Origin of the sequence: Streptomyces sp. TRM70350 (genome assembly GCF_019219825.1) — a bacterium.
Taxonomy (GTDB): domain Bacteria; phylum Actinomycetota; class Actinomycetes; order Streptomycetales; family Streptomycetaceae; genus Streptomyces.
This window is the reverse complement of sequence record NZ_JAHUXH010000029.1, coordinates 1-23,551: the sequence shown is the minus strand read 5'-3', so window position 1 is coordinate 23,551 and position 23,551 is coordinate 1. Positions and strand designations below refer to the sequence as shown.

24 protein-coding genes are annotated in these 23,551 nt (G+C 72.4%); 11 read left to right on the top strand and 13 right to left on the bottom strand.

Going from position 1 to position 23,551, the window contains the following annotated elements; translation table 11 throughout:
• The first annotated feature begins 84 nt into the window (after positions 1-84).
• Together KWI83_RS30475 and KWI83_RS30470 are read left to right on the top strand one after the other, a co-directional pair.
• Positions 85-708 carry a TetR/AcrR family transcriptional regulator gene (locus tag KWI83_RS30475; RefSeq protein WP_218517610.1) on the top strand — a complete coding sequence of 208 codons (624 nt, stop codon included), beginning with the start codon at positions 85-87 and terminating at the stop codon, positions 706-708.
• A 20-nt stretch (positions 709-728) separates the two neighbouring features.
• Positions 729-2,402, top strand: coding sequence for an FAD-binding dehydrogenase (locus KWI83_RS30470; RefSeq protein ID WP_218517609.1), 1,674 nt, complete (start codon positions 729-731; stop codon positions 2,400-2,402).
• A 23-nt stretch (positions 2,403-2,425) separates the two neighbouring features.
• Here KWI83_RS30470 and KWI83_RS30465 read toward each other — a convergent pair whose 3' ends face one another.
• Positions 2,426-2,776, bottom strand: coding sequence for a DUF488 domain-containing protein (locus KWI83_RS30465; RefSeq protein ID WP_218517608.1), 351 nt, complete (start codon positions 2,774-2,776; stop codon positions 2,426-2,428).
• Between the two features lie 110 nt (positions 2,777-2,886).
• On the opposite strand from KWI83_RS30465, the gene KWI83_RS30460 reads away from it, so the two are divergent.
• On the top strand, positions 2,887-3,630 hold the full coding sequence (locus tag KWI83_RS30460; RefSeq protein ID WP_218517607.1) for a hypothetical protein: 744 nt from the start codon (positions 2,887-2,889) through the stop codon (positions 3,628-3,630).
• 107 nt (positions 3,631-3,737) lie between these two features.
• On the top strand, positions 3,738-4,187 hold the full coding sequence (locus KWI83_RS30455; protein WP_218517606.1) for a DUF6098 family protein: 450 nt from the start codon (positions 3,738-3,740) through the stop codon (positions 4,185-4,187).
• Positions 4,188-4,243: 56 nt separating this feature from the next.
• Here the strand turns inward: KWI83_RS30455 and KWI83_RS30450 are convergent, their stop codons facing one another.
• Complete coding sequence (locus KWI83_RS30450; protein WP_256363019.1) at positions 4,244-5,167, bottom strand: LysR family transcriptional regulator ArgP; 924 nt, start codon at positions 5,165-5,167, stop codon at positions 4,244-4,246.
• Positions 5,168-5,236: 69 nt separating this feature from the next.
• On the opposite strand from KWI83_RS30450, the gene KWI83_RS30445 reads away from it, so the two are divergent.
• Positions 5,237-5,851, top strand: a complete 615-nt coding sequence (locus tag KWI83_RS30445) for a LysE/ArgO family amino acid transporter (RefSeq protein ID WP_218517605.1) — start codon at positions 5,237-5,239, stop codon at positions 5,849-5,851.
• A gap of 72 nt (positions 5,852-5,923) precedes the next feature.
• Entirely contained in the window at positions 5,924-7,222 is a 1,299-nt protein-coding gene (locus KWI83_RS30440) for an MFS transporter (RefSeq protein WP_218517604.1), read from the top strand.
• A 28-nt stretch (positions 7,223-7,250) separates the two neighbouring features.
• Here KWI83_RS30440 and KWI83_RS30435 read toward each other — a convergent pair whose 3' ends face one another.
• The 3 genes from KWI83_RS30435 to KWI83_RS30425 all read right to left on the bottom strand — a co-directional run bounded on the left by KWI83_RS30435 (position 7,251) and on the right by KWI83_RS30425 (position 9,725).
• Complete coding sequence (locus KWI83_RS30435) at positions 7,251-7,709, bottom strand: cyclic nucleotide-binding domain-containing protein (RefSeq protein ID WP_218517603.1); 459 nt, start codon at positions 7,707-7,709, stop codon at positions 7,251-7,253.
• Between the two features lie 269 nt (positions 7,710-7,978).
• Complete coding sequence (locus KWI83_RS30430; protein WP_218517602.1) at positions 7,979-9,451, bottom strand: aminotransferase class I/II-fold pyridoxal phosphate-dependent enzyme; 1,473 nt, start codon at positions 9,449-9,451, stop codon at positions 7,979-7,981.
• 52 nt (positions 9,452-9,503) lie between these two features.
• Positions 9,504-9,725: a hypothetical protein gene (locus KWI83_RS30425; protein ID WP_141310841.1), complete on the bottom strand. Its 222-nt coding sequence runs from the start codon at positions 9,723-9,725 to the stop codon at positions 9,504-9,506.
• A 178-nt stretch (positions 9,726-9,903) separates the two neighbouring features.
• On the opposite strand from KWI83_RS30425, the gene KWI83_RS30420 reads away from it, so the two are divergent.
• Positions 9,904-10,347, top strand: a complete 444-nt coding sequence (locus KWI83_RS30420) for an ATP-binding protein (RefSeq protein ID WP_218517601.1) — start codon at positions 9,904-9,906, stop codon at positions 10,345-10,347.
• Between the two features lie 183 nt (positions 10,348-10,530).
• The gene (locus tag KWI83_RS30415) at positions 10,531-11,397 is read left to right on the top strand and encodes a SigB/SigF/SigG family RNA polymerase sigma factor (RefSeq protein WP_218517600.1); all 867 of its coding nucleotides are present in this window, start codon (positions 10,531-10,533) and stop codon (positions 11,395-11,397) included.
• A gap of 718 nt (positions 11,398-12,115) precedes the next feature.
• Here KWI83_RS30415 and KWI83_RS30410 read toward each other — a convergent pair.
• Both KWI83_RS30410 and KWI83_RS30405 read right to left on the bottom strand, forming a co-directional pair.
• On the bottom strand, positions 12,116-13,486 hold the full coding sequence (locus tag KWI83_RS30410) for an NAD(P)/FAD-dependent oxidoreductase (RefSeq protein ID WP_218517599.1): 1,371 nt from the start codon (positions 13,484-13,486) through the stop codon (positions 12,116-12,118).
• A gap of 187 nt (positions 13,487-13,673) precedes the next feature.
• On the bottom strand, positions 13,674-14,060 hold the full coding sequence (locus KWI83_RS30405; protein ID WP_218517598.1) for an STAS domain-containing protein: 387 nt from the start codon (positions 14,058-14,060) through the stop codon (positions 13,674-13,676).
• A 180-nt stretch (positions 14,061-14,240) separates the two neighbouring features.
• Here KWI83_RS30405 and KWI83_RS30400 point away from each other — a divergent pair, with 180 nt between their 5' ends.
• Together KWI83_RS30400 and KWI83_RS30395 are read left to right on the top strand one after the other, a co-directional pair.
• A complete protein-coding gene (locus KWI83_RS30400) occupies positions 14,241-14,612 on the top strand; it encodes a PRC-barrel domain containing protein (RefSeq protein WP_218517597.1) in 372 nt (123 codons plus the stop codon).
• Positions 14,613-14,660: 48 nt separating this feature from the next.
• Positions 14,661-15,137 (top strand): ATP-binding protein, encoded by a 477-nt coding sequence (locus KWI83_RS30395; protein WP_218517596.1) that lies wholly within the window; start codon positions 14,661-14,663, stop codon positions 15,135-15,137.
• Positions 15,138-15,143: 6 nt separating this feature from the next.
• Here KWI83_RS30395 and KWI83_RS30390 read toward each other — a convergent pair whose 3' ends face one another.
• Complete coding sequence (locus KWI83_RS30390; RefSeq protein ID WP_218517595.1) at positions 15,144-15,578, bottom strand: ATP-binding protein; 435 nt, start codon at positions 15,576-15,578, stop codon at positions 15,144-15,146.
• 173 nt (positions 15,579-15,751) lie between these two features.
• The gene (locus tag KWI83_RS30385) at positions 15,752-17,656 is read right to left on the bottom strand and encodes a long-chain fatty acid--CoA ligase (protein ID WP_218517594.1); all 1,905 of its coding nucleotides are present in this window, start codon (positions 17,654-17,656) and stop codon (positions 15,752-15,754) included.
• 153 nt (positions 17,657-17,809) lie between these two features.
• Here KWI83_RS30385 and KWI83_RS30380 point away from each other — a divergent pair, with 153 nt between their 5' ends.
• Positions 17,810-18,043 carry a DUF6480 family protein gene (locus KWI83_RS30380; RefSeq protein ID WP_218517593.1) on the top strand — a complete coding sequence of 78 codons (234 nt, stop codon included), beginning with the start codon at positions 17,810-17,812 and terminating at the stop codon, positions 18,041-18,043.
• A 24-nt stretch (positions 18,044-18,067) separates the two neighbouring features.
• Here KWI83_RS30380 and KWI83_RS30375 read toward each other — a convergent pair whose 3' ends face one another.
• The 4 genes from KWI83_RS30375 to KWI83_RS30360 form a co-directional block, all read right to left on the bottom strand.
• On the bottom strand, positions 18,068-19,189 hold the full coding sequence (locus KWI83_RS30375) for a glutamate--cysteine ligase (RefSeq protein ID WP_218517592.1): 1,122 nt from the start codon (positions 19,187-19,189) through the stop codon (positions 18,068-18,070).
• A gap of 106 nt (positions 19,190-19,295) precedes the next feature.
• A complete protein-coding gene (gene glgB / locus KWI83_RS30370; protein ID WP_218517591.1) occupies positions 19,296-21,533 on the bottom strand; it encodes a 1,4-alpha-glucan branching enzyme in 2,238 nt (745 codons plus the stop codon).
• 6 nt (positions 21,534-21,539) lie between these two features.
• Positions 21,540-22,922, bottom strand: a complete 1,383-nt coding sequence (locus KWI83_RS30365; RefSeq protein ID WP_218517590.1) for a maltokinase — start codon at positions 22,920-22,922, stop codon at positions 21,540-21,542.
• Between the two features lie 28 nt (positions 22,923-22,950).
• The coding region (locus tag KWI83_RS30360; RefSeq protein WP_218517589.1) for an alpha-glucosidase C-terminal domain-containing protein at positions 22,951-23,551 on the bottom strand (601 nt) is incomplete at its 5' end.

The following is a 23,551-nucleotide window of genomic DNA, read 5'->3' as shown; positions in this document are numbered from 1 at the left end:
AGTCGCTGCGTCGTGACGGTGGCGCCCCCCCTTTGGATACATTCCTGTATCGGATACATTCCCGTATCGAACGGAGGGCCGGACATGGAGCGCACAGCCGGGCGGGTGACCAGGCGCCGCGTCCGCACGCGCGCCAACCTTCTGGACGCCGCGTTCCAGGTGTTCGCGGCCAAGGGCTTCGGGCGGGTGTCGATCGAGGAGGTGTGCGAGGCCGCCGGGTACAGCCGGGGCGCCTTCTACTCCAACTTCGCCAGCCTGGACGAGCTGTTCTTCGCCCTCTACCGGCAGCGGGCCGACCTGATCGCCGAGCAGGTCTCCGGGGCCCTCGCCCAGGACGGACCGGACCTGGACGTGCCCGCCGCCGTCGACCGGGTCACCGAGGTGCTCCTTCTCGACCTGGACTGGCTGCTGGTCAAGACCGACTTCCTGGTGCACGCGGCCCGCGACCCGGCGGTGGCACAGACCCTGCTGGAGCACCGGGCGCGACTGCGCGGCGCGATCGCCGAACGGCTCGCCCGGGCCGTCCCGAACCACACCCAACTGCCCGCCGTACTCGGCGACATCGACTCCGCCGCCCACGCGGTGGTCGCCGCGTACGACGGGGTCACCACCCAACTGCTGCTGGACAAGGACGTCGAGCACGCGCGCGCGTGGCTCAAGCAGCTGCTCACCGCGCTGCTGACCGACGGCAGCGCCACCCCTCGATGAGTCAGGAAGGGACGATCGCCATGGATGCCGACGTCATCGTCGTCGGAGCGGGCCTGGCCGGACTGGTCGCCGCACACGAACTCACCAGCCGGGGCCGCCGGGTCGCGCTGGTCGACCAGGAGAACGCCGCCAACCTCGGCGGGCAGGCGTTCTGGTCCTTCGGCGGGCTGTTCCTCGTCGACTCGCCGGAGCAGCGGCGCCTCGGCGTGAAGGACTCCTTCGACCTCGCCTGGAACGACTGGCAGGGCAGCGCCGGGTTCGACCGGCTCGACGACGAGGACTCCTGGGCGGTGCGCTGGGCGCGGGCCTACGTCGAGTTCGCGGCGGGGGAGAAGCGGTCCTGGCTCCAGGGGCACGGCATCAAGTTCCTCCCCACGGTCGGCTGGGCCGAGCGCGGCGACCTGCGCGCCCACGGACACGGCAACTCCGTGCCCCGCTTCCACATCGCCTGGGGCACGGGCACGGGGGTCGTGGAGCCGTTCGTGCGGTACGCCAGACAGGCCGCCCGCGACGGGCTGCTCACCTTCCACCACCGCCACCGGGTCGACCGGCTCGTCATCGAGGACGGCGCCGCCCGCGGCGTACGCGGCACGGTGCTGGCCGACGACAACTCCCCGCGCGGCGTCGCCTCCAACCGCGACCCGATCGGCGACTTCGAACTCACCGCCCAGGCGGTGATCGTCACCACCGGCGGCATCGGCGCCAACCACGACGTCGTCCGCCGCTACTGGCCCGAACGGCTCGGCACCCCGCCCGCCGAGATGGTCACCGGCGTCCCCGCCTACGTCGACGGCCGCATGCTCGACATCAGCGCCGAGGCGGGCGTACGGCTGGTCAACCGCGACCGCATGTGGCACTACACCGAGGGCCTGCGCAACTGGGACCCGATCTGGCCCGGCCACGGCATCCGCATCCTGCCCGGACCGTCCTCGATGTGGTTCGACGCCCTCGGCCGCCGCCTGCCCGACCCCTGCCTGCCCGGCTACGACACCCTCAACACGCTCAAGTACCTGCGCACCACCGAGGACCTCGCCGGTCACGACCACTCCTGGTTCATCCTCACCCGGCGGATCATCGAGAAGGAGTTCGCGCTGTCGGGCTCCGAGCAGAACCCCGACATCACCGCCAAGGACCGCGCCGCCTTCCTGCGTGAACGCGTCCTCGGCAAGGGCGCGCCCGGCCCGGTGGCGGCCTTCCTGCGCAACGGCGCCGACTTCGTGACCGCCCCCACCCTCGACCGACTCGTCGAGAAGATGAACGGCCTGACCGACAAGCCGCTCCTCGACGCCGAGGTGATACGACGTCACATAGAGGCCCGCGACCTCCAGATCACCCACCCCTACACCAAGGACGCCCAGGTGCAGGGCATCCGCAACGCCCGCCGCTACATCGGCGACCGCCTCGGCCGCGTCGCCACCCCGCACCGCATCCTCGACCCGGCGGCAGGCCCCCTGATCGGCGTCAAGCTGCACGTCCTGACCCGCAAGACGCTCGGCGGCATCCAGACCGACCTCGACTCCCGCGCCCTGGGCGTCGACGGTCAGCCCGTCGACGGGCTGTACGCGGCGGGAGAGGTGGCCGGCTTCGGCGGGGGCGGCGTGCACGGCTACAACGCCCTGGAGGGCACCTTCCTCGGCGGCTGCCTCTTCTCCGGCCGCGCGGCCGGGCGGGCGGCCGCACGGCAGACCGGCTGAGGCACGCCGAGGGCCCGCCTCCCTCAGGACTGAAGGAGGCGGGCCAGCACCGCCGCGTGGCCCTCCTGCAGGTTCTTCGACGCGGTCACCAGGGTCACCGTGCCCTGGCCCGCCAACTCGCGGACGCGATCGAGGAGTTCCGCGGCCTCGGGCTCGGCCAGCTCCGCCTCGTACCGGCGCGCGAACTCCTCGTACGACCCCTCGCCCGCGTGGTACCAGCGGCGCAACTCGGTGGAGGGCGTGAGCCCCTTGGGCCACTCGTCCACGCGGGCCGCGTCCTTGGCCAGGCCGCGCGGCCACAGCCGGTCGACCAGGACCCGCACGCCGTCCTCGGACTCCGGCGGTTCGTAGACTCGGCGGACACGGACACTCATGCGGAAAACCTTTCGAACGGGGGAGAGGCGTGACGGGAGCGTACGCCGGGCGGGTGGACGCAGCCGTGGAACGCGACGGGTTCCTCACCTGTGTCGGCGAAGGTCGGCACATGATCAGACGCACCCGCCGGTTCCTGCTGCCCGCCGCAGTCCTGCTGCTCACCGCGTGCGGCGCCCAGGGCACGGACACGGCACCCGCGCACGAGCCCGTCGCCTCCGAGGCCAAGGCGCCCGGGCCCGCCCCCGAGCACTCCCTCGGGACGGCCCCACGGCAGTTGCCCGGGCTCGGCCCCGTCACCCGGGCCCAGGTGCCCGCCGACGCCGGCCAGGCCGTCGTGGTCACCGGCCGCGGCAGAAACTCCCCGGTGTCCGAGGCCGTCCTGTACGAGCGCACGGTGGCCGGCTGGCAGGCGCGCAGAAGCTGGCCCGCGCACAACGCGCTGCACGGCTGGACCGGCCACCACCGGCTCGGTGACCTGCGCTCACCCGTCGGCGTCTACACCCTCACCGACGCCGGCGGGCTGCTCCCCGACCCGGGGACCCGGCTGCCGTACGACCACTCGACCGCGTTCACGGCGGCCGGTTCCGGTTTCGAGGGCGAGCCGCTGGCCGGTTCGTTCGACTACGTGATCGCCATCGACTACAACCGCGAGCCCGGTACCTCACCGCTCGACTGGGCCCGGCCGCTCGGCCCCGAGCGCGGCGGCGGTGTCTGGTTCCACGTCGACCACGGCGGGCCCACCCAGGCCTGCGTCAGCCTCGGCCGGGCCCACATGAAGGAACTGCTGCGGGCGCTGGACCCCGACCGGCACCCCGTGGTCGTCATGGGAGACGCCGCCGCACTGGCCCGCTGAGCACCTTGCGACCCGGTCGGCGCGCAGGCGACCGGAGGCCTCTCGTCCGATTCCGCCGCGTGCGTTCGGGTACTTCGGTCGCCGGACGCCGAGGAGGGAGGCCCGCCATGAGCGCACCGGACGACCTGCCGGTCGTACACACCCTCGCCGAACTCGCCGGGCTGGTCGAACGGCACCAAGGGCTGTACGTCCGCTGGTCACGCGGCCCCGAGACCGACCTCCCGTCGGTGTCCAGCACGGACGACCTGACGGGCGTACCGATGACAGGCCTGTCGGCCAATCCGCTGGACGTCGAGGAGTGGTGGGAGGGACGGCCGGTGCAGCTGTGGGTGGCGCGGAGGCTGTACGACTATGCCCACCTGCCGCGCGAGAAGGGGCCCGGCGTCCGCCCCTGGGTGCTCAAGGGGCGGGAGCGGGGGCGGGGACCGGACAACGAGCCGCTGGTCGCGGACGTGCAGCCGATGCGCTGGGTGGAGGCCCGGGTCATCGAGGAGGCCCGGGCGGAGGTGGAACGGCAGGAGAACACCTGGGGACCACTGCGGCGGACGGGGCGGTGACACCCCGGCCCGTGTTCGGTACGCCGGGTCCGGTCCTCGCCGCCCTCGCCCGGCCATCACCCCGCACGCAGTGCCTGTGCGGCCGCTGCCGTCACCGCCTGCGCGACCGCCGCCAGCGCGGGCGAGTCCAGCTTCCACTGCTGCCAGTACAGCGGCACGTCCACCGCCCGGTCGGGCGCCAGGTGGACCAGGCGGCCCGACGCCAGCAGCGGCTCGGCCTGGACCTCCGGGACCACGCCCCAGCCGAGGCCCGCGGCGACGGCCTCCACGAAGCCGTCCGAGGTGGGCACGAGGTGCCGTACCGCGCTCGCACCGCCGCTGCCGGGCCGCAGCCGGCGTACGAAGGCGTCCTGGAGGTCGTCCCGCCGGTCGAAGACCACGACCGGCGCCTCCGGGAGTCTCTCGCGCAGCGCTCCGTCCAGATGCCGCTCGGCGAAGTCGGGGCGGGCCGCGGCGACGTACCGCATGACGCCGAGCGCCCGCACCGAGCAGCCCGGCACGGGCACCGACGACGACGTCACCGCCGCCATCACCCGGCCCTCGCGCAGCAGTGCCGCCGTGTGGTCCTGGTCCTCGCGGCGCAGCTCGAAGCAGAGCCGCTGCTCCCCGGGGACCCGGGTGAGTGCCGGGAGGAACCAGGTCGCCAGCGAGTCGGAGTTCACCGCGATGGACACCCGGGTCGCCTCTCCGGCACCGCTCATCCCCAATTCGGCGCGCGCGTCCAGCTCCAGCCGGAGCAGCTGACGCGCCAGCCGCACCACGACCTCGCCCGACTCCGTCGGCCGTACCGGCTTCGTCCGCATCAGCAGAATCCGCCCGGTGCGCTGCTCCAGAGCCTTGACCCGCTGACTGACCGCCGAAGGCGTCACGTGCAGCGCTGCGGCGGCCGCCTCGAACGTGCCCTCGTCCACGACCGCCAGCAGGGTCCGCACCTGGTCGAGAGGAAGCTCCGCCATCACCGTGCCCGTCCCGTCGCTCATCAACTGTGCTAAGGGTACGTAAGAATCTTTAGCTGTACCTGCAGTGATCGTCTCCGTAACGTCGATGGCATGTCCCACGCTCTCTCCGCCGCGGCCGCCGGATTCGGCACCGGCCTCTCACTCATCGTCGCCATCGGCGCCCAGAACGCCTTCGTCCTGCGTCAGGGGGTCCGCCGCGAGGCGGTCCTCGCCGTGGTCGGCATCTGCGCGCTCTCCGACGCCGCCCTGATCGCCCTCGGTGTCGGCGGGGTCGGCGCGGTGGTGGTGGCCTGGCCGGGCGCGCTGACCGTGGTGGGCTGGATCGGCGGCGCCTTCCTGCTCTGCTACGGCGCCCTGGCCGCCCGGCGGGTCGTGAAACCCCAGGGAGCGCTGCGGACGGAGGGGGACACCGCCGGGTCGCGTCGGCGGGCGGTGCTCACCTGTCTGGCGATGACCTGGCTCAACCCGCACGTCTACCTGGACACCGTCTTCCTGCTGGGCTCGATCGCCGCCGACCAGGGCGCGCTGCGCTGGACGTTCGGGATCGGCGCCGCGACAGCCAGCCTGTGCTGGTTCGCCGCGCTCGGCTTCGGCGCCCGGCTGCTCGGCCGCTGGCTCACCAAACCGGCCGCCTGGCGGGTCCTGGACGGACTGGTCGCGGCCACCATGATCGTCCTTGGTGTCACGCTCATCGCCGGGAGCTGAGGCAAGGCGCTCGCACCGGCCTGCGATAGTGATCCACGGTTCCGATAGATGTAACGAGCAACCGGGAAGCGCGTGGACACCAGCGAGAGCAGCACCGAGCACCCCACAGAGCATCCCGCCTCCGCCACGCCGCCCCGGCGCGGCTGGCGGCGCTGGGCGATGGACACCCGCCCCCTGCGCCGCCCGGCCTACCGCCGACTGTGGGCCTCGACCGTCGTCACGGCCGTCGGCAGCCAGCTGACGGCGGTCGCCGTGCCCAAGCAGATCTACGACATCACCGGCTCCTCCGCCTGGGTCGGCTACGCGAGCCTCGCCGGTCTGCTGCCCCTGGTGGTGTTCGCGCTGTGGGGCGGAGCGGTCGCCGACAGCATGGACCGCCGCAAGCTGCTGCTGATCACCAACAGCGGCATAGCCGTCACCTCGGTGCTGTTCTGGCTCCAGGCCGCCACCGGCCTCGACTCGGTCGTCGTCCTGATGGTGCTGCTCGCCGCCCAGCAAGCCTTCTTCGGCCTGAACGCCCCGGCCCGCAGTGCCTCCATCGCCCGGCTGGTCCCCGAGCACGAACTGGCCGCCGCCAATGCTCTCGGCTCGACCGTCATGCAGACCGGCCTCGTCGCCGGGCCGCTGCTCGCCGGAGCCCTCATCCCGGTCACCGGCCTGCCCGAGCTGTATCTCATCGACGCCCTGGCCCTGAGCGTCGTCGTCTGGGCGGTGCTGCGGCTGCCCGCGCTGCCGCCGCTCGGGGCCACGGTGACGCGGCGCGCCGGAGTGCGGGAGATCGCGGCGGGGTTCCGCTACATGGCGCTGCACAAGGTGCTGCTGCTGTCCTTCCTCGCCGACATCGTGGCGATGGTCCTCGGCATGCCCCGCGCCCTGTTCCCACAGCTCGCGGCCGAGACATACGCCCCCTACGGCGAGGGCCTCGCCCTCGGTCTGCTGTTCGCGGCGATCCCGATCGGCGCGGTGGCGGGCGGACTGTTCTCCGGCACCTTCTCCAGGGCCCGGCGGCACGGCTGGATGGTGATCGGCGCGGTCGTCGCCTGGGGCGTCGCCGTCACCGGCTTCGGGCTGAGCACCAGTCTGTGGGTCGCGGTGGCGTTCCTGGCCGCCGCCGGTGTCGCCGACATGGTCTCGATGGTGTTCCGGGGCGCGATCCTGCTGTCCGCCGCCACCGACGAGATACGCGGCCGGATGCAGGGTGTCTTCACGGTCGTCGTCGCGGGCGGCCCCCGGCTCGCCGACGTCCTGCACGGCACGGCCGGTGCGGCCTTCGGCGCGCGCACGGCCGTCGTGGGCGGCGGCGTGCTGGTCGTCGCCGTCATGCTGACCCTGACCGCTGCGGTACCGGACCTGCGGCGCTACCGCGTCTGACGGGTGGGTGGGGTCGCCGCGGAGCGCCCTAGCGGCTGCCGCCGCGCCGGTGCATCGTGTACCGCTCCATCAGCTGGCCGCGGGTCGTCTCCAGCCGGTACGCGAGGATCTCGGCGACGATCCGGACCAGTGACATGCCGAGCTGTGGGTCCTGCTCGCACAGCGCGAGCACGGGCTGCGCCTCGAACTCGTAGGCGCGCACGGGACTGAAGGCCGCCGCGCCGAAGTCCCATCGGTGCGGCGGGAACAGCCACGACCAGCCCAGCAGGTCGCCCGCGCCGAGGCTGGCCACGGTCACCCGCTGTACGGACGTCACCTGCTGGTCGAGGGAGACCGCGCCCGAGCGGATCACCCAGAAGCGGTCGGCCGTGCCGCCCGCCTCGAAGATCCGGGTGTCCTCGGGGAAGGACACCTCCCGCGCCAGCGTCATCAGGCGCTCTCGCTGTGGCGGGGGCAGTGCGGGCAGCAGTTTCGTCGCTCTGGTCATGGCGCAAGGCTCCTCGCCGGCGTTCGGACCCGGTGCTGTTCCTATGCCCATTTCAGCGGCTGGGGGCGCACGGAGCACGTCGGCGCATGGAGAAGCCCTGGCTGGACGGGGGAAGCCAGCCAGGGCCGTCGGGGGTGGTGTACGGAGGAGGAGGCCGTCGACCCCGTCCACCACGTATGTATGAACGATAAACCACCTTGAGGTGTGCTACCCACCCGTAAGCCGGTCACGTGACCTGTTTCACTTTCGGCGTCCTCGCCGTTGTGAGGTCATCGCTCCACCGCTACCCGGACCGTGTCCAGGCGCGGGTCGCCGAGGTCGGGGAGGTTCATGCCTGCGGCCAGACCGGTGCGCAGATAGCGCAGCACCGGCTCGTTGAGCCGTTCGCCGGGCAGTACGGCCGGGATGCCGGGCGGATACGGCGTGATCATCTCCGCGGCGACCCGCCCGGCCGCCTCGGACACGGGCACGTCCTCCGTCGGGCCGAAGAACGCGTCCCGTGGCAGGCTCACCTGCGCCAGGCGCAGCTCGGACGGCGGCGGTACGTCGACGCGCGGGGCCGGGCCCAGGTCGGGCGCGGCGGTCGTCAGGTCCTTGAGCGCGGCCAGCAGTTCGCCGGTCGTCTCCGGGTCGTCCCCGTGCGTGAGCTGCGCGCCGATACGGCGGTGGTCGGTGAGATGCGCCTCGACGTTCCGGTGCTCGCGCAGCCAGTCGGCGGCCTGGAACCCGGTGATCCCCAGCCCGTCGACGTCGATGACGACGGGCAGCGGGTCGAAGTCGTCGGCCAGGTTCGGCCCGCAGAAGTCGGCGCGGTCGTTGACGTGCAGCCCGTCGATCGCCTCGACGGCGGCCCGGACGTCCGCCGCGAGGTCCAGCGCGGCGCCCATGAGGTCCCGCCCGCGCAGCGCCATCTGACGGCGCCAGCCGTCCAGTCCGGCGTGGATCAGCACCGACGGGCTGGTCGTGCTGAGCAGCCCGGCGCGCAGTTTCAGCAACTCGGGCGGCACCAGGTCGCCCCGCAGATGGAAGACCGAGCCCTGTTCGAGGCCGCTGCCCATCTTGTGGATGCTCGTCACGCAGATGTCGGCGCCCGCGTCCATCGCCCACGAGGGCAGATCCGGATGGAACGGCAGATGCGCGCCCCACGCCTCGTCCACGATCAGCGGGACCGACCGCCGGTGACAGACCTCCGCGATCGCCCGCAGGTCCGCGCAACCGCCGTACGGCGTCGGACTGGTCACCAGCGCGCCCTTGGCGCCCGGATGCTCGGCGAACGCCCGGGCGAACTCCTCGGCGGACGGCGGATGCGCCAGATGCCGCTCGGCGTCCCAGCGCGGCTCGACCCACACCGGCTCGATGCCCGACAGGATCAGGCCCGACACCACGGACTTGTGGGCGTCCCGCCCGATCAGCAGCTTCTCGTGCGGACCGGCGACGGCCAGCATCGCCGCCTTCACGGACAGCGAACTGCCGCATGTCGTGAAGAAGGTGTGGTCGGCGTGCACGGCGTCGGCCATCAGCTCCTCGGCCCGCGCCAGCACCCGGCCCCGGCTCAGCCGGTCGTCCAGACCGCCCGACGCCAGCACGTCCCCGAGGAACACCGCGTCCCCCAGCACCTCCCGCACGGCGGGGTCGGCGCCGCGGGCCTGCTTGTGCCCGGGCGGGGTGAACGACAACCGCCCCGTACGGCGGTACTCGGCGAGGGCTTCCAGCACGGGTGCTCTGGTGTGATCGACGGACATGGGGGACGGGTTCCCGGCACCCCGGCCGCCAATCCGGCCGCCCGGTGACCCGTCAGCCCACCTCGGCGTGGCGACCGGGCGTCAGGATCTCGTCCAGCACCCTGAGCACCGCCTCGTAGGCCAGCCGCCGTACCGCAGCCTCGCGGGCTCCGGCCGGATCGGTCGGCTCCAGGGCCTCACTGCGCGCTCGCCACGCGCGCTCCTCCTGCTCCGCGCAGGCCCTGCCGCGCTGGATGCGACGCAACAGCTCGTCTGAGTCCACGACATCGGTCATGGTCTCCACCTACCCCCGTGTCCGGCATCGATGGCCGGGGCGCGGGTTTGGTGTGCCCCAAGGGGGTGAGCCGACTAATACGGGCAGCGCCGGACAGACCCGTTTCTCTCCCCGTTTCTTTCCCCGTTTTTTCCACTCAGTGGTTGCTCTACCAGTCGATCAGTCAGGGAGCTGAGAAGTGAGCGCGCAACAGTGGACCGCACCCGAAGGCGAACCGGCCGACCAGGTCCGGCCCGGCCCAAGCGCAGTGTGCCGTCCGGCCGATGTCCGCCGGGCGGTGCGGCAGGCCGTGGCATGCCGGTGCCGGGCCACCGGCACCCCGTGCGACGAGGAAGGGCTCTCGGACGCGCTCCTCGTCGCCTCGGAACTGACCACCAACGCCATCCTGCACGGCGGTGGCGTCACCGGCGTCGACGTCGATGTCGTCGGGCACGAGGTGCGGGTCTCCGTGAGCGACCGCAGCGACCGGCTGCCGGTCATCGTCGCGCCGGACGACGAGCAGGGGCGACGGCGCACCGGTGGACGCGGCTGGCCGATCGTCTGCCGGCTGGCGTGCGACGTCCGGGTGGCCGACCTGCCCATGGGCGGCAAGCGCATCACCGCGGCGGTACCCGTTTTCTGAGCGGCCTTCGGGTGCCCGGAGTTTGTTCCTCCGGCGCCAGGGCAGACGCAGTTTCGTGCTTCGGACCGGAGGCGCGCCAGCGGGGAGCGGTATGCGCTCCGGGGCCTTCGGTGATCGGGGCCGCCACCCTCCCCGCGGACAGTCCCTGAAGTCCCTGCAAAGACAGTTCAGGAGCGATTCCGCATGCTCATCGACATGTCGACAAGCCGTCCCGGCACGCCCGATTCCTCGGCCGCGCCCTCGCACGCCCGGCGGCGCCACGACGACGCTCCCGAGACCGCCGACCTCTTCGCCCGTCTGCACGCCCTGGAGGACGGGCCCGAGCGCGACGCCGTGCGGGACGAACTCGTCACCGCGTGGCTGCCCATGGCCCACCGCATCGCCGGCCGGTTCCGCGACCGGGGCGAGTCCCTGGAGGACCTCCGCCAGGTGGCGGCGCTCGGGCTGGTGAAGGCGATCGACCGGTACGACCCCTCCCGCGGTGCCTTCGAGAGCTACGCGGTGCCCACCATCACCGGTGAGGTCAAGCGGCACTTCCGGGACCGGATGTGGGCGCTGCGCGTGCCGCGCCGGGTCCAGGAACTGCGCAACAAGGTGCGGCTGGCCCGCCGGGAGCTGACCCAGAACCCGGGCGCGGCGGAGCCCACCGTCGCCGAGCTGGCCGCGCACGCGGGGCTGACCGAGGAGGAGGTGACCACCGGCGTGGAGGCCCTGGAGAGCTTCAGCACGCTCTCCCTGGACGCCGAGCTCTCCTCCGACGACGACGGATACAGCCTCGCGGACACCCTCGGCGCGCCGGACGGCTCGTACGACGTCGTGGTCGACCGCGAGTCCGCCAAGCAGAGCCTGCGCAACCTGCCGGAACGGGAGCGGGCCATCCTCTACATGCGCTTCTTCGAGGACATGACACAGAGCCGTATCGCCGACCAGCTCGGCATCTCCCAGATGCATGTCTCCCGCCTCATCAGCCGCAGCTGCGCCCGCGTCCGCGACGAGGCCCTCGGGCACCGCCCGGGCCGCCCCGGCACGAACGGCTCCGCGGCGGCCTGAGGAACCCGGCACCCCGACCGGGCCTCGCGGAGACGCGGGGCCCGGTCGGGGCGGGCGTCACGTGGTCGTCCGTCACGCGGCTGCTGTCACCGGGCCGGTGGCACGGATCCGGCCACGGGCAAGGGCCCGGCCGTGGCGGGTACGGCAGCCGCGGCGGAACTTCGCGTCGCGGGGCGCGCGGCCGCCAGTCGGCTGCCGCCCCGCGACGCGGAGTCGACCGTCAGCTGGCGACCCGCGCACGGCCGGTCGTCACGGAGCCGCTTGTCACGGCCTCGGGCCGAAGCCGGACGACCGACACGGCGCAGAAGCCTCCACCACCGGCGGGCCAGCGCTCACCTGTGGGGACGCGGCCTCGCCCTCAGGTGCGGGGAGGCGGCCGGGTGCTTGCTCGGGGGGAGGTGGCCTCGGCCCCTGGTGCGGGGAGGCGGCCCTGCCCCAGATGCCGGTAGGCGGCCCCGCGCCACATGCCGCGGCGGCCCCCGCCCCTACATGACATGCCGCGCGGCGTCCCCCGCCCCACTGACCTGTCGCACGGCGCCCCCGCCCCTACATGACATGCCGCGCGGCGTCCCCCGCCCCACTGGCCTGTCGCACGGCGCCCCCGCCCCTACATGACATGCCGCGCGGCGTCCCCCGCCCCACTGACCTGTCGCACGGCGCCCCCGCCCCCGCAAGACATGCCGCGCGGCACCCCCGCCGCCCCTGCACCCCGCCACCCCTACGCCGACCCCGCCCCCTCCACGTGCACCCGGACCTCCTCCGGCGTCAGGTAGGAGTCCGTGTACTCGGAGTCCTTGAGCTTCGCCGGGCGGCGGGCCTGGAAGCCGGTGCGGACGAAATCGTCGCCGGCGACCGCGTTGAGCAGCCAGTTGGTCATCACACGGGTCTTGGCCACGTTGGTGCGCAGCGCCGACCAGTGGTAGCCGCGGGCGACCGCCTGGGCGGGCAGGCCGTGCAGTTCGATGCCGAGGGGCTTGGAGACCGCGTCGCGGCCGCCGAGGTCGACGACCAGGCCGAGGTCCTTGTGGACGTACGGCTGCATCGGCTGGTTCCGCAGCGTCGCGATGACGTTGTCGGCGACCTTCTTGCCCTGCCGCATCGCGTGCTGCGCCGTCGGCGGGCAGATCGCCCCCTCCTCGCCCTTGGCCTGGTCGGGCACCGCCGCGGCGTCGCCCAGCGCGAACACCCCGTCGTGGCCCGGCAGGTTCATCTCGGCGGTGACCGCGAGCCGCCCCCGCACCGTCTCCGCGCCCAGCGTGGCGACGAGCGGGCTGGCGACGACGCCCGCCGTCCAGATCAGCGTCCGCGTGGGCACCACCCGGCCGTCCGTGAAGGTCACCTCGTGCGGGCCCGCCTTCTCGATGGACACGCCGAGCGAGATCTCGACACCGCGCCGGCGCAGCACCTCCTGGGCGCTGCGCCCCAGCTTCTCGCCCAGTTCGGGCATCAGCTTGGGCGCGATGTCGATCAGATGCCACCTGATCAGCCGCGGGTCCAGCCGGGGGTAGCGCTTGACCGCGTTGTGCGTCAGCCGCTGCAGACAGGCCGCCGTCTCGGTGCCCGCGTAACCGCCGCCCACCACCACGAACTGCAGCCGCGAGGCCCGCTCGGCCGGGTCCTGGCTGGCGTCGGCGAGATCGAGCTGGGAGATGACGTGGTCGCGGATGTAGGCGGCCTCGGCCAGGGTCTTCATCCCGAAGGCGTTGTCGACCAGCCCCGGGATGTCGAACGTCCGCGTCACGCTCCCCGGCGCCAGCACGATGTAGTCGTACCGCTCGTTGACGATCTCGTCGGTGATCGTGCGGATCACGCAGACCTTGGCCTTGAGGTCCACGCCGATCGCTCCGCCCGGGATGATCCGCGTGCGGTACCTGCGGCTGCGGCGCAGGGACAGCGCGATCGACTGGGGCGTGAGCACGCCGGAGGCGACCTGGGGGAGCAGCGGAAGATAGAGCTGGTAGGAGTACGGCGTCACCAGAGTGACCGCGGCCTCGTCGGGGGAGAGGCGGCGCTCCAGGCGCCGTACGCACCCCACTCCCGCGAAGCCCGCGCCCACCACCAGGATCCTGGGTCGTGTCACGATGTCCATCCCTTCCGCGGTTCCGGGCGGTCCGCCTCGACGCCAGGCGCGTGCCCCTGGATCGCGGCTTCGCACCTCGTCGATCCCACCGTGCTCGGAGCCGCTGCGCCAGTCGGACGCGGCAGGCTGACGAACGGGTGGACCACCAGCATGCACGCCCCGGCGGCGATCCGCGCCGGCCGGGGGAAAAGCGGTCTCAGGCCTCCGGGGCCGGCGCCGCCTGCCGGTCGATCAGGGCCAGCGCCTCGTCGAAGCTCCCGGACACCGGAACGGTGATGCTGACCCCGGTGAGGTCCAGCACCCGCTGGACCGGAGGTGTGGGGGACAGGACGTGGACGCTGCCGCCGGTGCGGCGGGTCTCCTGGTAGATGCGCAGGATGATGTTCATGCCGGACGAGTCCATGAACGGCACCTCGGAGACGTCGAGGACGAAGTGACGCCGCCCGTGGTGCAGCTGGTTCGCCAGGTGATGCTGGAACTCGGTCGCGGTGTCGACGTCCAGATAGCCTTCGACCCGGACCAGGGCCACGTCCTCGCGCGGCAGGGTGACCTCCACGGACAGCGGGTTCTGGGCCATTGTCACGAATACCTCCCACAAGGCTGACGGCCAGGTCTGGCGTCGATCAATGTCTGGCGTCGATCAATCCGGATCGCGCGTACCCCCGGATCGGCCTCTTCATGCGGCCCGTGGCCCGCCGAATGCCACTGGAGGACGGGGGTAGTTGGTGCTGTGGAACACCGGCGCGAAGGAGGAGTCATCGGCGTGACCAAGGACAGAATCTGGTCGTACGCACCGGGCACCGGCCATGTCGAGGGCCAGGACCTCACGGGGTTCACCGTCGACGGCACGGACGGCACGCTCGGCCACGTGGACCGGCTGGCCGACCCGAACGGCATGAGCCATCTGGTCGTGGACACCGGTGTCTGGGTGTTCGGCAGGAGTGTCCTGGTCCCGGTGGGCCTGGTGACCGGCATCGACACCGAGCACCGTACGGTCTCCCTGGCCTGCACCAAGTCGGAGGTCAAGCAGGCCCCGCGCTTCCGCACCGACAGCGAGACCCTCGACCCGCACTACCTGACGACGGTCGGTGACTACTACACCAACCTGCCGCCGCGGGAGCCGACCACCACCTGACCGACAGCCCCGAGCAACGGGCGCAGAGCCGAGGACAGACGACACCGCATGGACCGAACCGACGTGGCTGCCCCCGCTCGCCCCTGCCACCGGACGCCCGGGGACGCGCATCCGGCGGGCCCGGTGCACACCGCGGCCGAGGCGCGGGCGTATGCCCGGTCAGTGGTCCTCGACGAATGGAACTCTGCCTTCCGCACGGCGCGCGAGCGGGACGTCATCGATCTCCAGCTGGTCGTCTCGGAGCTGGTCAGCAACGCCATCCGGCACGGCGGCGGGCTGGCCGGCTTCGAGGCGACGGCCACCCCGGAGGGCGTGCGCCTGGCCGTCCACGACCACAGTGCGGCCGTCCCCGCCGCGGCCTTCGGGCCCGGCGACCTGCCGCGCGGCCACCAGGGCAGCGGCTACGGCTGGCCCCTGATCATCCGTCTGGCCCGTGACATCGTCGTCGAGCCGCGACCGGAGGGCGGCAAGACCATCCGCGTGCTGGTCCCGCTGCGGGCCGAGGCGGACCAGGCGCCCGGGTGACCCGGTTCACCAGGGCAGGAACACATGGATGTCCTTGCCGTGATCGTCGTTCACCACGCTGACCTGGTCGCACAACGTCTGGATCAGATGCCACCCGATGCCGCCGCCGCCGCTGCTCGGACGGAAGGGGCGGGGCGCCGGTGGGGTGCTGCTGGTGTCGTGGACGGTGATGTGCACCCCGTCGTAGGTGCGCCGTATCCGCAGGTGGAAGGGCCCGGGGGCGTACTGGACCGCGTTCGCGGCCAGCTCGGTCACGACCAGCAGGATGTCATGCCAGGACTCCGGGGTCGCGGGCGGCGCCGTGCGGGCCAGGTCACGGAGGAAACCCTCCGCGGCCAGGCGCGCACCGGTCACGTCCCGCGGTTCACCCGCGAAGCCGACCGTCCGGTTCGGGATACCTTGGCCAGCCAGTGTTTCGTCCCAATGCGGCTCGGTTGCCATGTCGCCTTTCCAGCCCCTCGTCCGCAAGGCTGAGCTTGTGTCTCTCGGGTCGCACTCTGCGGGTTCCCGTACCCGTGGGGCCTACGCGTCTCTCCGCGCGGGAGTACCCGATTCGCACGCCCGCGATCACCCAGGCGACGATGCCGAGGTGCGTCGGCGGCTGGCCGGGCGGCTCACCGGAACACGTTGTCCGAGTCGTCCCAGCCGGCCGGCTCCTCCGCCACGGCGAGCCGTGGCGGGCGGGAGCGTGCCTGGTACATGGCGTCGATCTCCGCTGCGTAGTGCCGCACGATCGCGTCCCGCCGCAGCTTCATCGACGGCGTCAGCAGCCCGTTCGCCACGTCGAACGGTTCCGGCAGCACCCGGAAGACCCTGATCGACTCCGAGCGCGACACCGCGCTGTTGGCCGCGGCGACCGCCCGTGCGACCTCCTCGCGCAGCGCGTTCTCCTCGCGGGCCTCCCGGACCGGCGCGTCGCCCTGCAACGCCAGCGCCGCCCGCCAGTGCGCCAGGAACTCCGGGTCCAGGGTGATCAGGGCGCCCACGCAGGGCCGGTCGTCACCCACGACCACCGCCTGGTGGATCAGCGGATGCATCCGCAGCCGCTGCTCCAGCGCGGCCGGGGCGACGCTCTTGCCGCTGCTGGTGATGATGATGTCCTTCTTGCGGCCGGTGATCGTCAGATAGCCCTCGGAGTCCAGCCGCCCCAGGTCCCCGGTGGCCAGCCAGCCGCCCCACAGCGCGGCCCGCGTCGCCGCCTCGTCGTTGATGTAGCCCTGGAACACCGAGGGCCCGCGCACCAGGATCTCCCCGTCCTCGGCGAGACGGATCTCCATGCCCGGCAACGCCTGCCCGACCGTCCCGGACTTCTCCCGGCCCAGCGGCTGCATGGTCACGCCGCCGCAGGTCTCGGTGAGGCCGTAGCCGTCGTGCACATAGATGCCGATGCCCTCGTAGAAGAGCGACAGTTCGCGGTGGAGGGGCGAGCCGCCCGAGGTGCCCCGGCAGACCCGGCCGCCGAGCGCGGCCCGCAGCCGGCGGTACACCGTCCGCTCGTACAGCGCGTGTTGCAGCCGCAGTTCGAACCCGGGCCCCGACCCCCGGCCGAGCCGCTGCCGCTCGGTGGCCGCGGCGAACGCCCGCGCGGTCTGCGCGGCCCGCTCGAACAGGGCACCGCGGCCCGCCTCCTGGGCCGCCCGCAGGAAGTTCTTGTAGATCTTCTCGAAGACCGACGGCACGGCGTAGAAGTACGTGGGGCGGAAGGAACGCAGCGCCGACGCCAGCGTCTCCTGACCGAGCTCCGGCTCGTGGGCCATCAGCAGCCCGCCGCGGATGCACAGGCCCTGGATCATCAGGCCGTACGCGTGGGAGAACGGCAGGAAGGCGAGGACCCGGCCCTGCTCGCCGGGCGGCGCCGCCGTGTGGCCCCAGCCCGCCAGCAGGGTGTCGCACGGGCTCGCCAGTCCCCGGTGGCTGAGCGCGCACCCCAGGGGGCGGCCCGACGTGCCCGAGGTGTAGGCGATGACGGCGGTGGAGTCCGGCAGCACGATGCGCCGCAGCGAGTCGACCGTGAGCGCCGGGAGGACATCGCCGCGATCGACCAGCTCCTGAAGCGCGCCCGCGTCCAGCTGCCAGACATGCCGCAGCGCGGGCAGCCGCGCGCAGGCGGGGCCGACGGTCATCACGCCCTGCTCGTCCTCGACGACCACCGCCACGCAGTTCGCGTCCCGGAGGATCCACTCGACCTGGTCGCGCGACGCCGTCGGATAGATCGGCACGACCTCCGCGCCCACCGCCCAGAGCGCGTAGCTGAGGACGGTCCACTCGTAGCGGGTGCGGGCCATGATCGCCACCCGGTGGCCCGGCGAGATGCCCGAGGCGACCAGCCCCTTGGCCAGGTCGACGACTTCGTCCCGCAGCTCGATCGCCGTGACCTCCTCCCACTCGGCCGAGGAGGGGCCGGGGCGGCGCGCGATCAACGGCAGCGTCGGGGTGGCCGCCGCCGTCTCGAAGAGACTGTCGGCGAGCCCGCCGGTCAGGGACGGGACCGTGGGGGGAGCGAGTGCGAAGTCGCGCATGCGCTGTTCCTGACGTGTACGGGCTGTGACCTCGCCGACGAGAACTGTTATCGACGGTGGTCGAATCTAGCCCAGGCCGGGCCGTTTCGTGCCGGGAACGGAGAACTGGCCCTCGTCCTGATGATCTCGGCGTGTTCGGGGGACTCGGAGGGCATGAGTCACACCAATCCCGATCCCGAACCCGACCGCTCGACAGGGCTGGAACCGGGTGGCGCCGTACCTCCGGGAGAGACCCCGCCCGCGGAGAGCAGCATGCCGGGAGCCCTGCCCCGGGAGACGCACAACCCGCCCAAGGGCTGGGCCAAGGCACCGCTGACGCTGATCATCGTCGTCGCCGTGCTGGTCGCGGCCTTCTTCCTGGCGTACGGCGTGATGCTGATGCTCTGACAGCACACAGCCCCTCATGCCACCTCAGTACCTGGCGTCACCCCCGGCGCGCGGCCTCACCCCCTGCGTGTGCCGCGCGCACTCCAGGACGACGTCCCGCAGGCTCCCTGTCCGCTCCAGCAGCTCGCGCTGCACCCGCGCCCCGTTCCCGCGCCGCAGCAACTCGGCGCAGGAGTCCTTCGCCCGGTCCAGGTCCCCGGTGTCCGCGAGGGCGTCCCCGACGTGCTCCAGCAGGGCCCGTACGACCGTCTCGGCGGGCGCCGGCCGCATCACCGCCGGGTGCAGCAGCTCGCCCGTGAGCCCGGAGCGGGCCGCCCGCCAGGCGGCGAGACGCAGCACGCTCACGCTGTGCTCGGCCGGCTCCCGGCCCGCCCGCCACTCGCGCGCGGCCGTCTCGACCAGCCCGCGGACGAGGGTCGCGATGAGGACGGCGGTGTCCGCGTGCAGACAGACGTCCGCGACCCGGACCTCGACCGTGGGGTAGTTCCGGGACAACCGGGCGTCGAAGTAGACCATGGCCTCGTCGAGGAGGGCCCCGGTGGCCATCATGTCCGCGACCCGACGGCGATACCGCTCGGCCGAGCCGAACAGCTCGGTCGGCCCGGCCGACGGCCAGCGCTGCCACACCCGGCTGCGGTAACTGCTGTAACTGGTGTCCTTGCCCTGCCAGAAGGGCGAGTTGGCGCTCAGCGCCAACAGCACCGCGAGCCACGGCCGCACCCGGTCGACGACCGCGACACCCTCCTCGTCGCACTCCACGGCAACATGGACATGGCAACCCAGGACGAGCTGTTCCTGCGTGGCGATCCCGTACTCCTCCGCCATCCACTGGTAGCGGTAATGCGCGCCGACCGCGGGCTTCACCGGCAGCGGTGACGTGGCCAGCGCCGCCACCGAGCACCCGATCTCCCCGGCGTTGCGCGCCGCCTCCCGGCGGCAGCGGACGATCTCCGCACCCAGGTCCGCCATCTCCGTCTGCGGGTGGGTGTTGAACTCCAGCATCTGGTCGTGGAGTTCCTTCTCGAAGACGAAACCGTCGGCATGATCGTGCGCGGCACGCGCCAGCACGGCGGCCGACCGCGCCCGCGGCTCACCGCTCTCCGGGTCCACCAGGAGGAGTTCCTCCTCCACTCCGACGGTGCGCACGGCATGCGGCCTTTCGTCGACCTTCTACGACGGCGGCGGCCCGCCGTACGTCTCCGAATGCCCCCGGAAGGCCACTCGGACACCTGAAGGCCGTGCGCGCCCGCCGTCAGGCCGGGCGCAACCAGACCGTGGCCAGGGGCGGCAGGGTCAGCCGGATACTCGCGGGACGGCCGTGCGACTCCTGCGCCTCGGCCTTGACCGGGTCGGGGTGGGTGATGTCGCTGCCGCCGTACCGGGACGCGTCGGTGTTGAGGATCTCCTCCCAGGCCGGGACGTCGCCGGGGACGCCGAGCCGGTAGTCGTGCCGGACGGCCGGGGAGAAGTGGGAGACCGCCAGCAGGGGGGTGCCTTGCTCGTCGTAGCGCAGGAACGCGAAGACGTTGTCGTCGGCCGCGTCGCACTCCACCCACTGGAATCCGCCGGGGTCGGTGTCGCGCTGCCAGAGCGCCGGCGTGGCCAGGTAGTGGGCGTTGAGGTCGCGGACCAGGTCCCGCACCCCGCGGTGATCGCCCGCCGCGCAGTAGCCGGGGTCCAGCAGCCACCACTCGGGGCCGTGCTCCTGGGACCACTCGCCGCCCTGGGCGAACTCCTGCCCCATGAACAGCAGCTGCTTGCCCGGCTGGGCCCACATGAAGCCCAGGTAGGCGCGGTGGTTGGCGCGTCGCTGCCACCAGTCGCCGGGCATCTTCGTGACCAGCGCCTGCTTGCCGTGGACGACCTCGTCGTGCGAGATGGGCAGCACGTAGTTCTCGCTGTACGCGTAGATCATCGAGAAGGTCATCTCGTGATGGTGGTACTTGCGGTGGATCGGATCCTTGCTCATGTATTCGAGCGAGTCGTGCATCCAGCCCATGTTCCACTTCAGGCCGAACCCGAGGCCGCCGCTGTCGGTCGGCCGGGTCACCCCGCCCCAGGCCGTGGACTCCTCGGCGATCGTCACCACGCCGGGCGCCCGCCGGTACACCGTCGCGTTCATCTCCTGCAGGAACGCCACCGCGTCCAGGTCCTCCCGGCCGCCGTGGACGTTCGGCGTCCACCGGCCGGAGTCCCGCGAGTAGTCGAGGTAGAGCATCGAGGCGACGGCGTCCACGCGCAGCCCGTCGATGTGGAACTCCTCGCACCAGTACACCGCGTTGGCGACCAGGAAGTTGCGCACCTCGGTCCGCCCGAAGTCGAACTCGTACGTCCCCCAGTCCGGATGTTCCGCCCGCTGCGCGTTCCCGGGCTCGTACAGCGGGTCCCCGTCGAACCGGGCCAGCGCCCAGTCGTCCTTCGGGAAGTGCGCCGGCACCCAGTCCATGATCACGCCGATCCCGGCCCGGTGGCAGGCGTCGACGAAGTACCGGAAGTCGTCCGGGGTGCCCAGCCGCGCGGTCGGCGCGTAGTAGGACGTGACCTGGTAACCCCACGAGCCGCCGAAGGGATGCTCGGCGACCGGCATCAGCTCGACGTGCGTGAAGCCGAGGTCCTTGACGTACCGGGGCAGCTCCTCGGCCAGCTGACGATATGTCAGTCCAGGCCGCCAGGAGGGGAGGTGGACCTCGTACACCGAGAACGGCGCCCGGTGCACCGGGGTGTCCCCGCGGTGCGCCATCCACTCCTGGTCGCCCCACTCGTAGTGCGAGGCGGTCACGATCGACGCCGTGTCCGGCGGCACCTCCGTGCGGCGCGCCATCGGGTCGGCCTTCAGGAACCGGTGGCCGTACTGGGAGGTGATCTCGAACTTGTACCGGGTGCCCTCGCCGATGCCGGGCAGGAACAGCTCCCACACCCCACAGGCGCCCAGCGACCGCATCGGGAACGCCGTTCCGTCCCAGTAGCAGAAGTCCCCGGCGACCCGCACCCCACGCGCGTTCGGCGCCCACACCGTGAACCGGGTGCCGGTCACGCCCTGGTGCGTCATCGGCTCGGCGCCCAGCGCCTGCCACAGCTGCTCGTGCCGGCCCTCCCTGATCAGATGCAGGTCGAGCTCGCCGAGGGCGGGCAGGAAGCGGTACGGGTCATGGACCTCGTACTCGTCCTCCCCGTACGCCACCAGCAGCGTGTACTCGGGGATCGTCTCCCTCGGCAGTACGGTCGAGAAGAGGCCGTCGCCCTCCGAGGTGAGCGGGACGCGCTCGCCGTCGACGAGCACGCTCACCGCGCGGGCGAACGGCCGCAGTGCCCGCACCGCGATCCCGCCGGGGACGGGGTGCGCGCCCAGCAGGGCGTGCGGGTCGTGATGGGCGCCCGACAGCAGGCGCTCCCGGTCGTCCGGGTCCAGCCCGGGCGCGCTCCCGCCCGGCGTTCGAGCCGATGGGAGCGGGCCGGGGCCTTTCGGGGATGAGATGTCGCGCAGCGCCACGGCTTTTCAGTCTCCTCTCACGGCGAGTCGTTCGATCGCCGCCATGGGTACGGGGAGCCAGTCCGGGCGGTGCCTGGCCTCGTACAGCACCTCGTAGACCGCCCGGTCCGTCTCATAAGCACGCAGCAGGCCGTGCTTCTTACGGGGATCCCAGCCCGCCCGGGCCGCATAGCCCGCGCAGTAGGCCTCCCGGCAGCGGCGCGCCCACTGCGGACGCCAGGGCCGGCGCTGCCGGGCCGCGTAGTCGAAGGAGCGCAGCATGCCCGCGATGTCCCGGACGGGGGACTGGGCGCTGCGCCGTTCGGCGAGCGGCCGGGACGGCTCGCCCTCGAAGTCGATCACAAACCACTCGCGGCCCGCCCGCAGCACCTGCCCCAGGTGCAGATCGCCGTGGATGCGCTGGGCCGGCGGCCCGGCGTCGCACGTCAGCAGCGCGTTGAACGCCGACCGCAGCCCGGGCACGAAGGGGCGAAGCATCGGAACGCTGTGCGCGGCGGCATCCAGGCGTTCGGTCATCGCCGCCGCCGTGCGCCCGTTCTCGCACCGTCCGCCGGCGGCGAACGCCGCGGCCAGCGCCAGGTGCACCTCCGCCGTGGCCCGCCCCAGCGCGTGCGCCTCGGCCGTGAAGTCGCTGCCGGTGGCGAGCGCGTGCAGGGCGAGGGTCCAGCCGTCGGAGGCGTCGCGCAGGAACGGCTGGAGCACGCCGAGCGTGGCCTCCTGCGGCTGGGTCGTACAGAACCAGGCCACCGGCGCGGGCACCCGGCCGCAGCCCTGGCCGGCCAGCGCGCCCGGCACCTCCAGGTCGGGGTTGACGCCGGGCTGGATGCGGCGGAAGACCTTCAGGATGAACTCGTCGCCGTACACCAGCGAGGAGTTGGACTGCTCGGCGTCCAGCACGCGCGGCACCAGTCCGGCCGGGACCGGCTTGGCCGGGTCGGCCTCGAAGCGCAGCGGACCGGCGCTGCCCGGCAGCCGCAGGCGTTCCAGCAGCAGTTGCGCCGAACGGAGGTCCTGAAGGGCGTCGTAGACCGTCATCCCCGCCAGCGGGCCGTCCTGCGGCCGGCCGATCAGGGCCCGGCCCAGGCGCGGCGACGGGTGCTCCCGCACGCCGAGGAACAGCTGGTAGCAGTCCCCGGGCGGGGGAGTGCCCCAGGGGGAGGGCACCCCGGCGAGACCGCTGTGGCCGCCCACGTGGCCGGCGTGCACCAGCAGATGCAGACAGCCCGGGAACAGCTCCGTCAGCGACAGCAGGCGCAGATCCGTGACGGGCCGGTCCTTGCCGGCGAACCAGCGCTGCCGGGGCAGCCACTCGCGCAGCAGCCCGTCGAGCGAGGCCATGGACGCGGTGAGCCCACTGTCGCTCGGCAGGAGGGATGCGGTCTTCGTCATGGTGACGCCTCCTTTCGTCGGCGCACGCTCACAGTCGTCGGCCGATACGAGATGCGACTCGGACGAGCCGGAACCAGTAGAAGCCGTGGCCCCCCAGGGTCAGCAGGTACGGCAGTTCACCGATGGCGGGGAAGCGCACCCCGCCGAACAGCTCGACCGGATGCCGGCCGGCGAACTCGCGCAGGTCCAGCTCGGTCGGCTGGGCGAACCGGGCGAAGTTGCTGACGCACAGCACCAGGTCGTCCTCGTACTCGCGCAGGAAGGCGAGCACCGCGGGGTTCGACGACTGCAGTTCGGTGTACGAGCCGAGTCCGAAGGCGGGGTTCTGCTTGCGGATCTCGATCATCCGGCGGGTCCAGTGCAGCAGCGACGAGGGCGACGCCATGGACGCCTCGACGTTGGTGACCTGGTAGCCGTAGACCGGGTCCATGATGGCCGGGAGGGTGAGCCGGCCCGGATCGCAGGTGGAGAAGCCCGCGTTGCGGTCCGGGGTCCACTGCATCGGCGTGCGGACGGCGTCGCGGTCGCCGAGCCAGATGTTGTCGCCCATGCCGATCTCGTCGCCGTAGTAGAGGATCGGACTGCCGGGGAGGGACAGCAGCAGGGCGGTGAACAGCTCGATCGTGTGA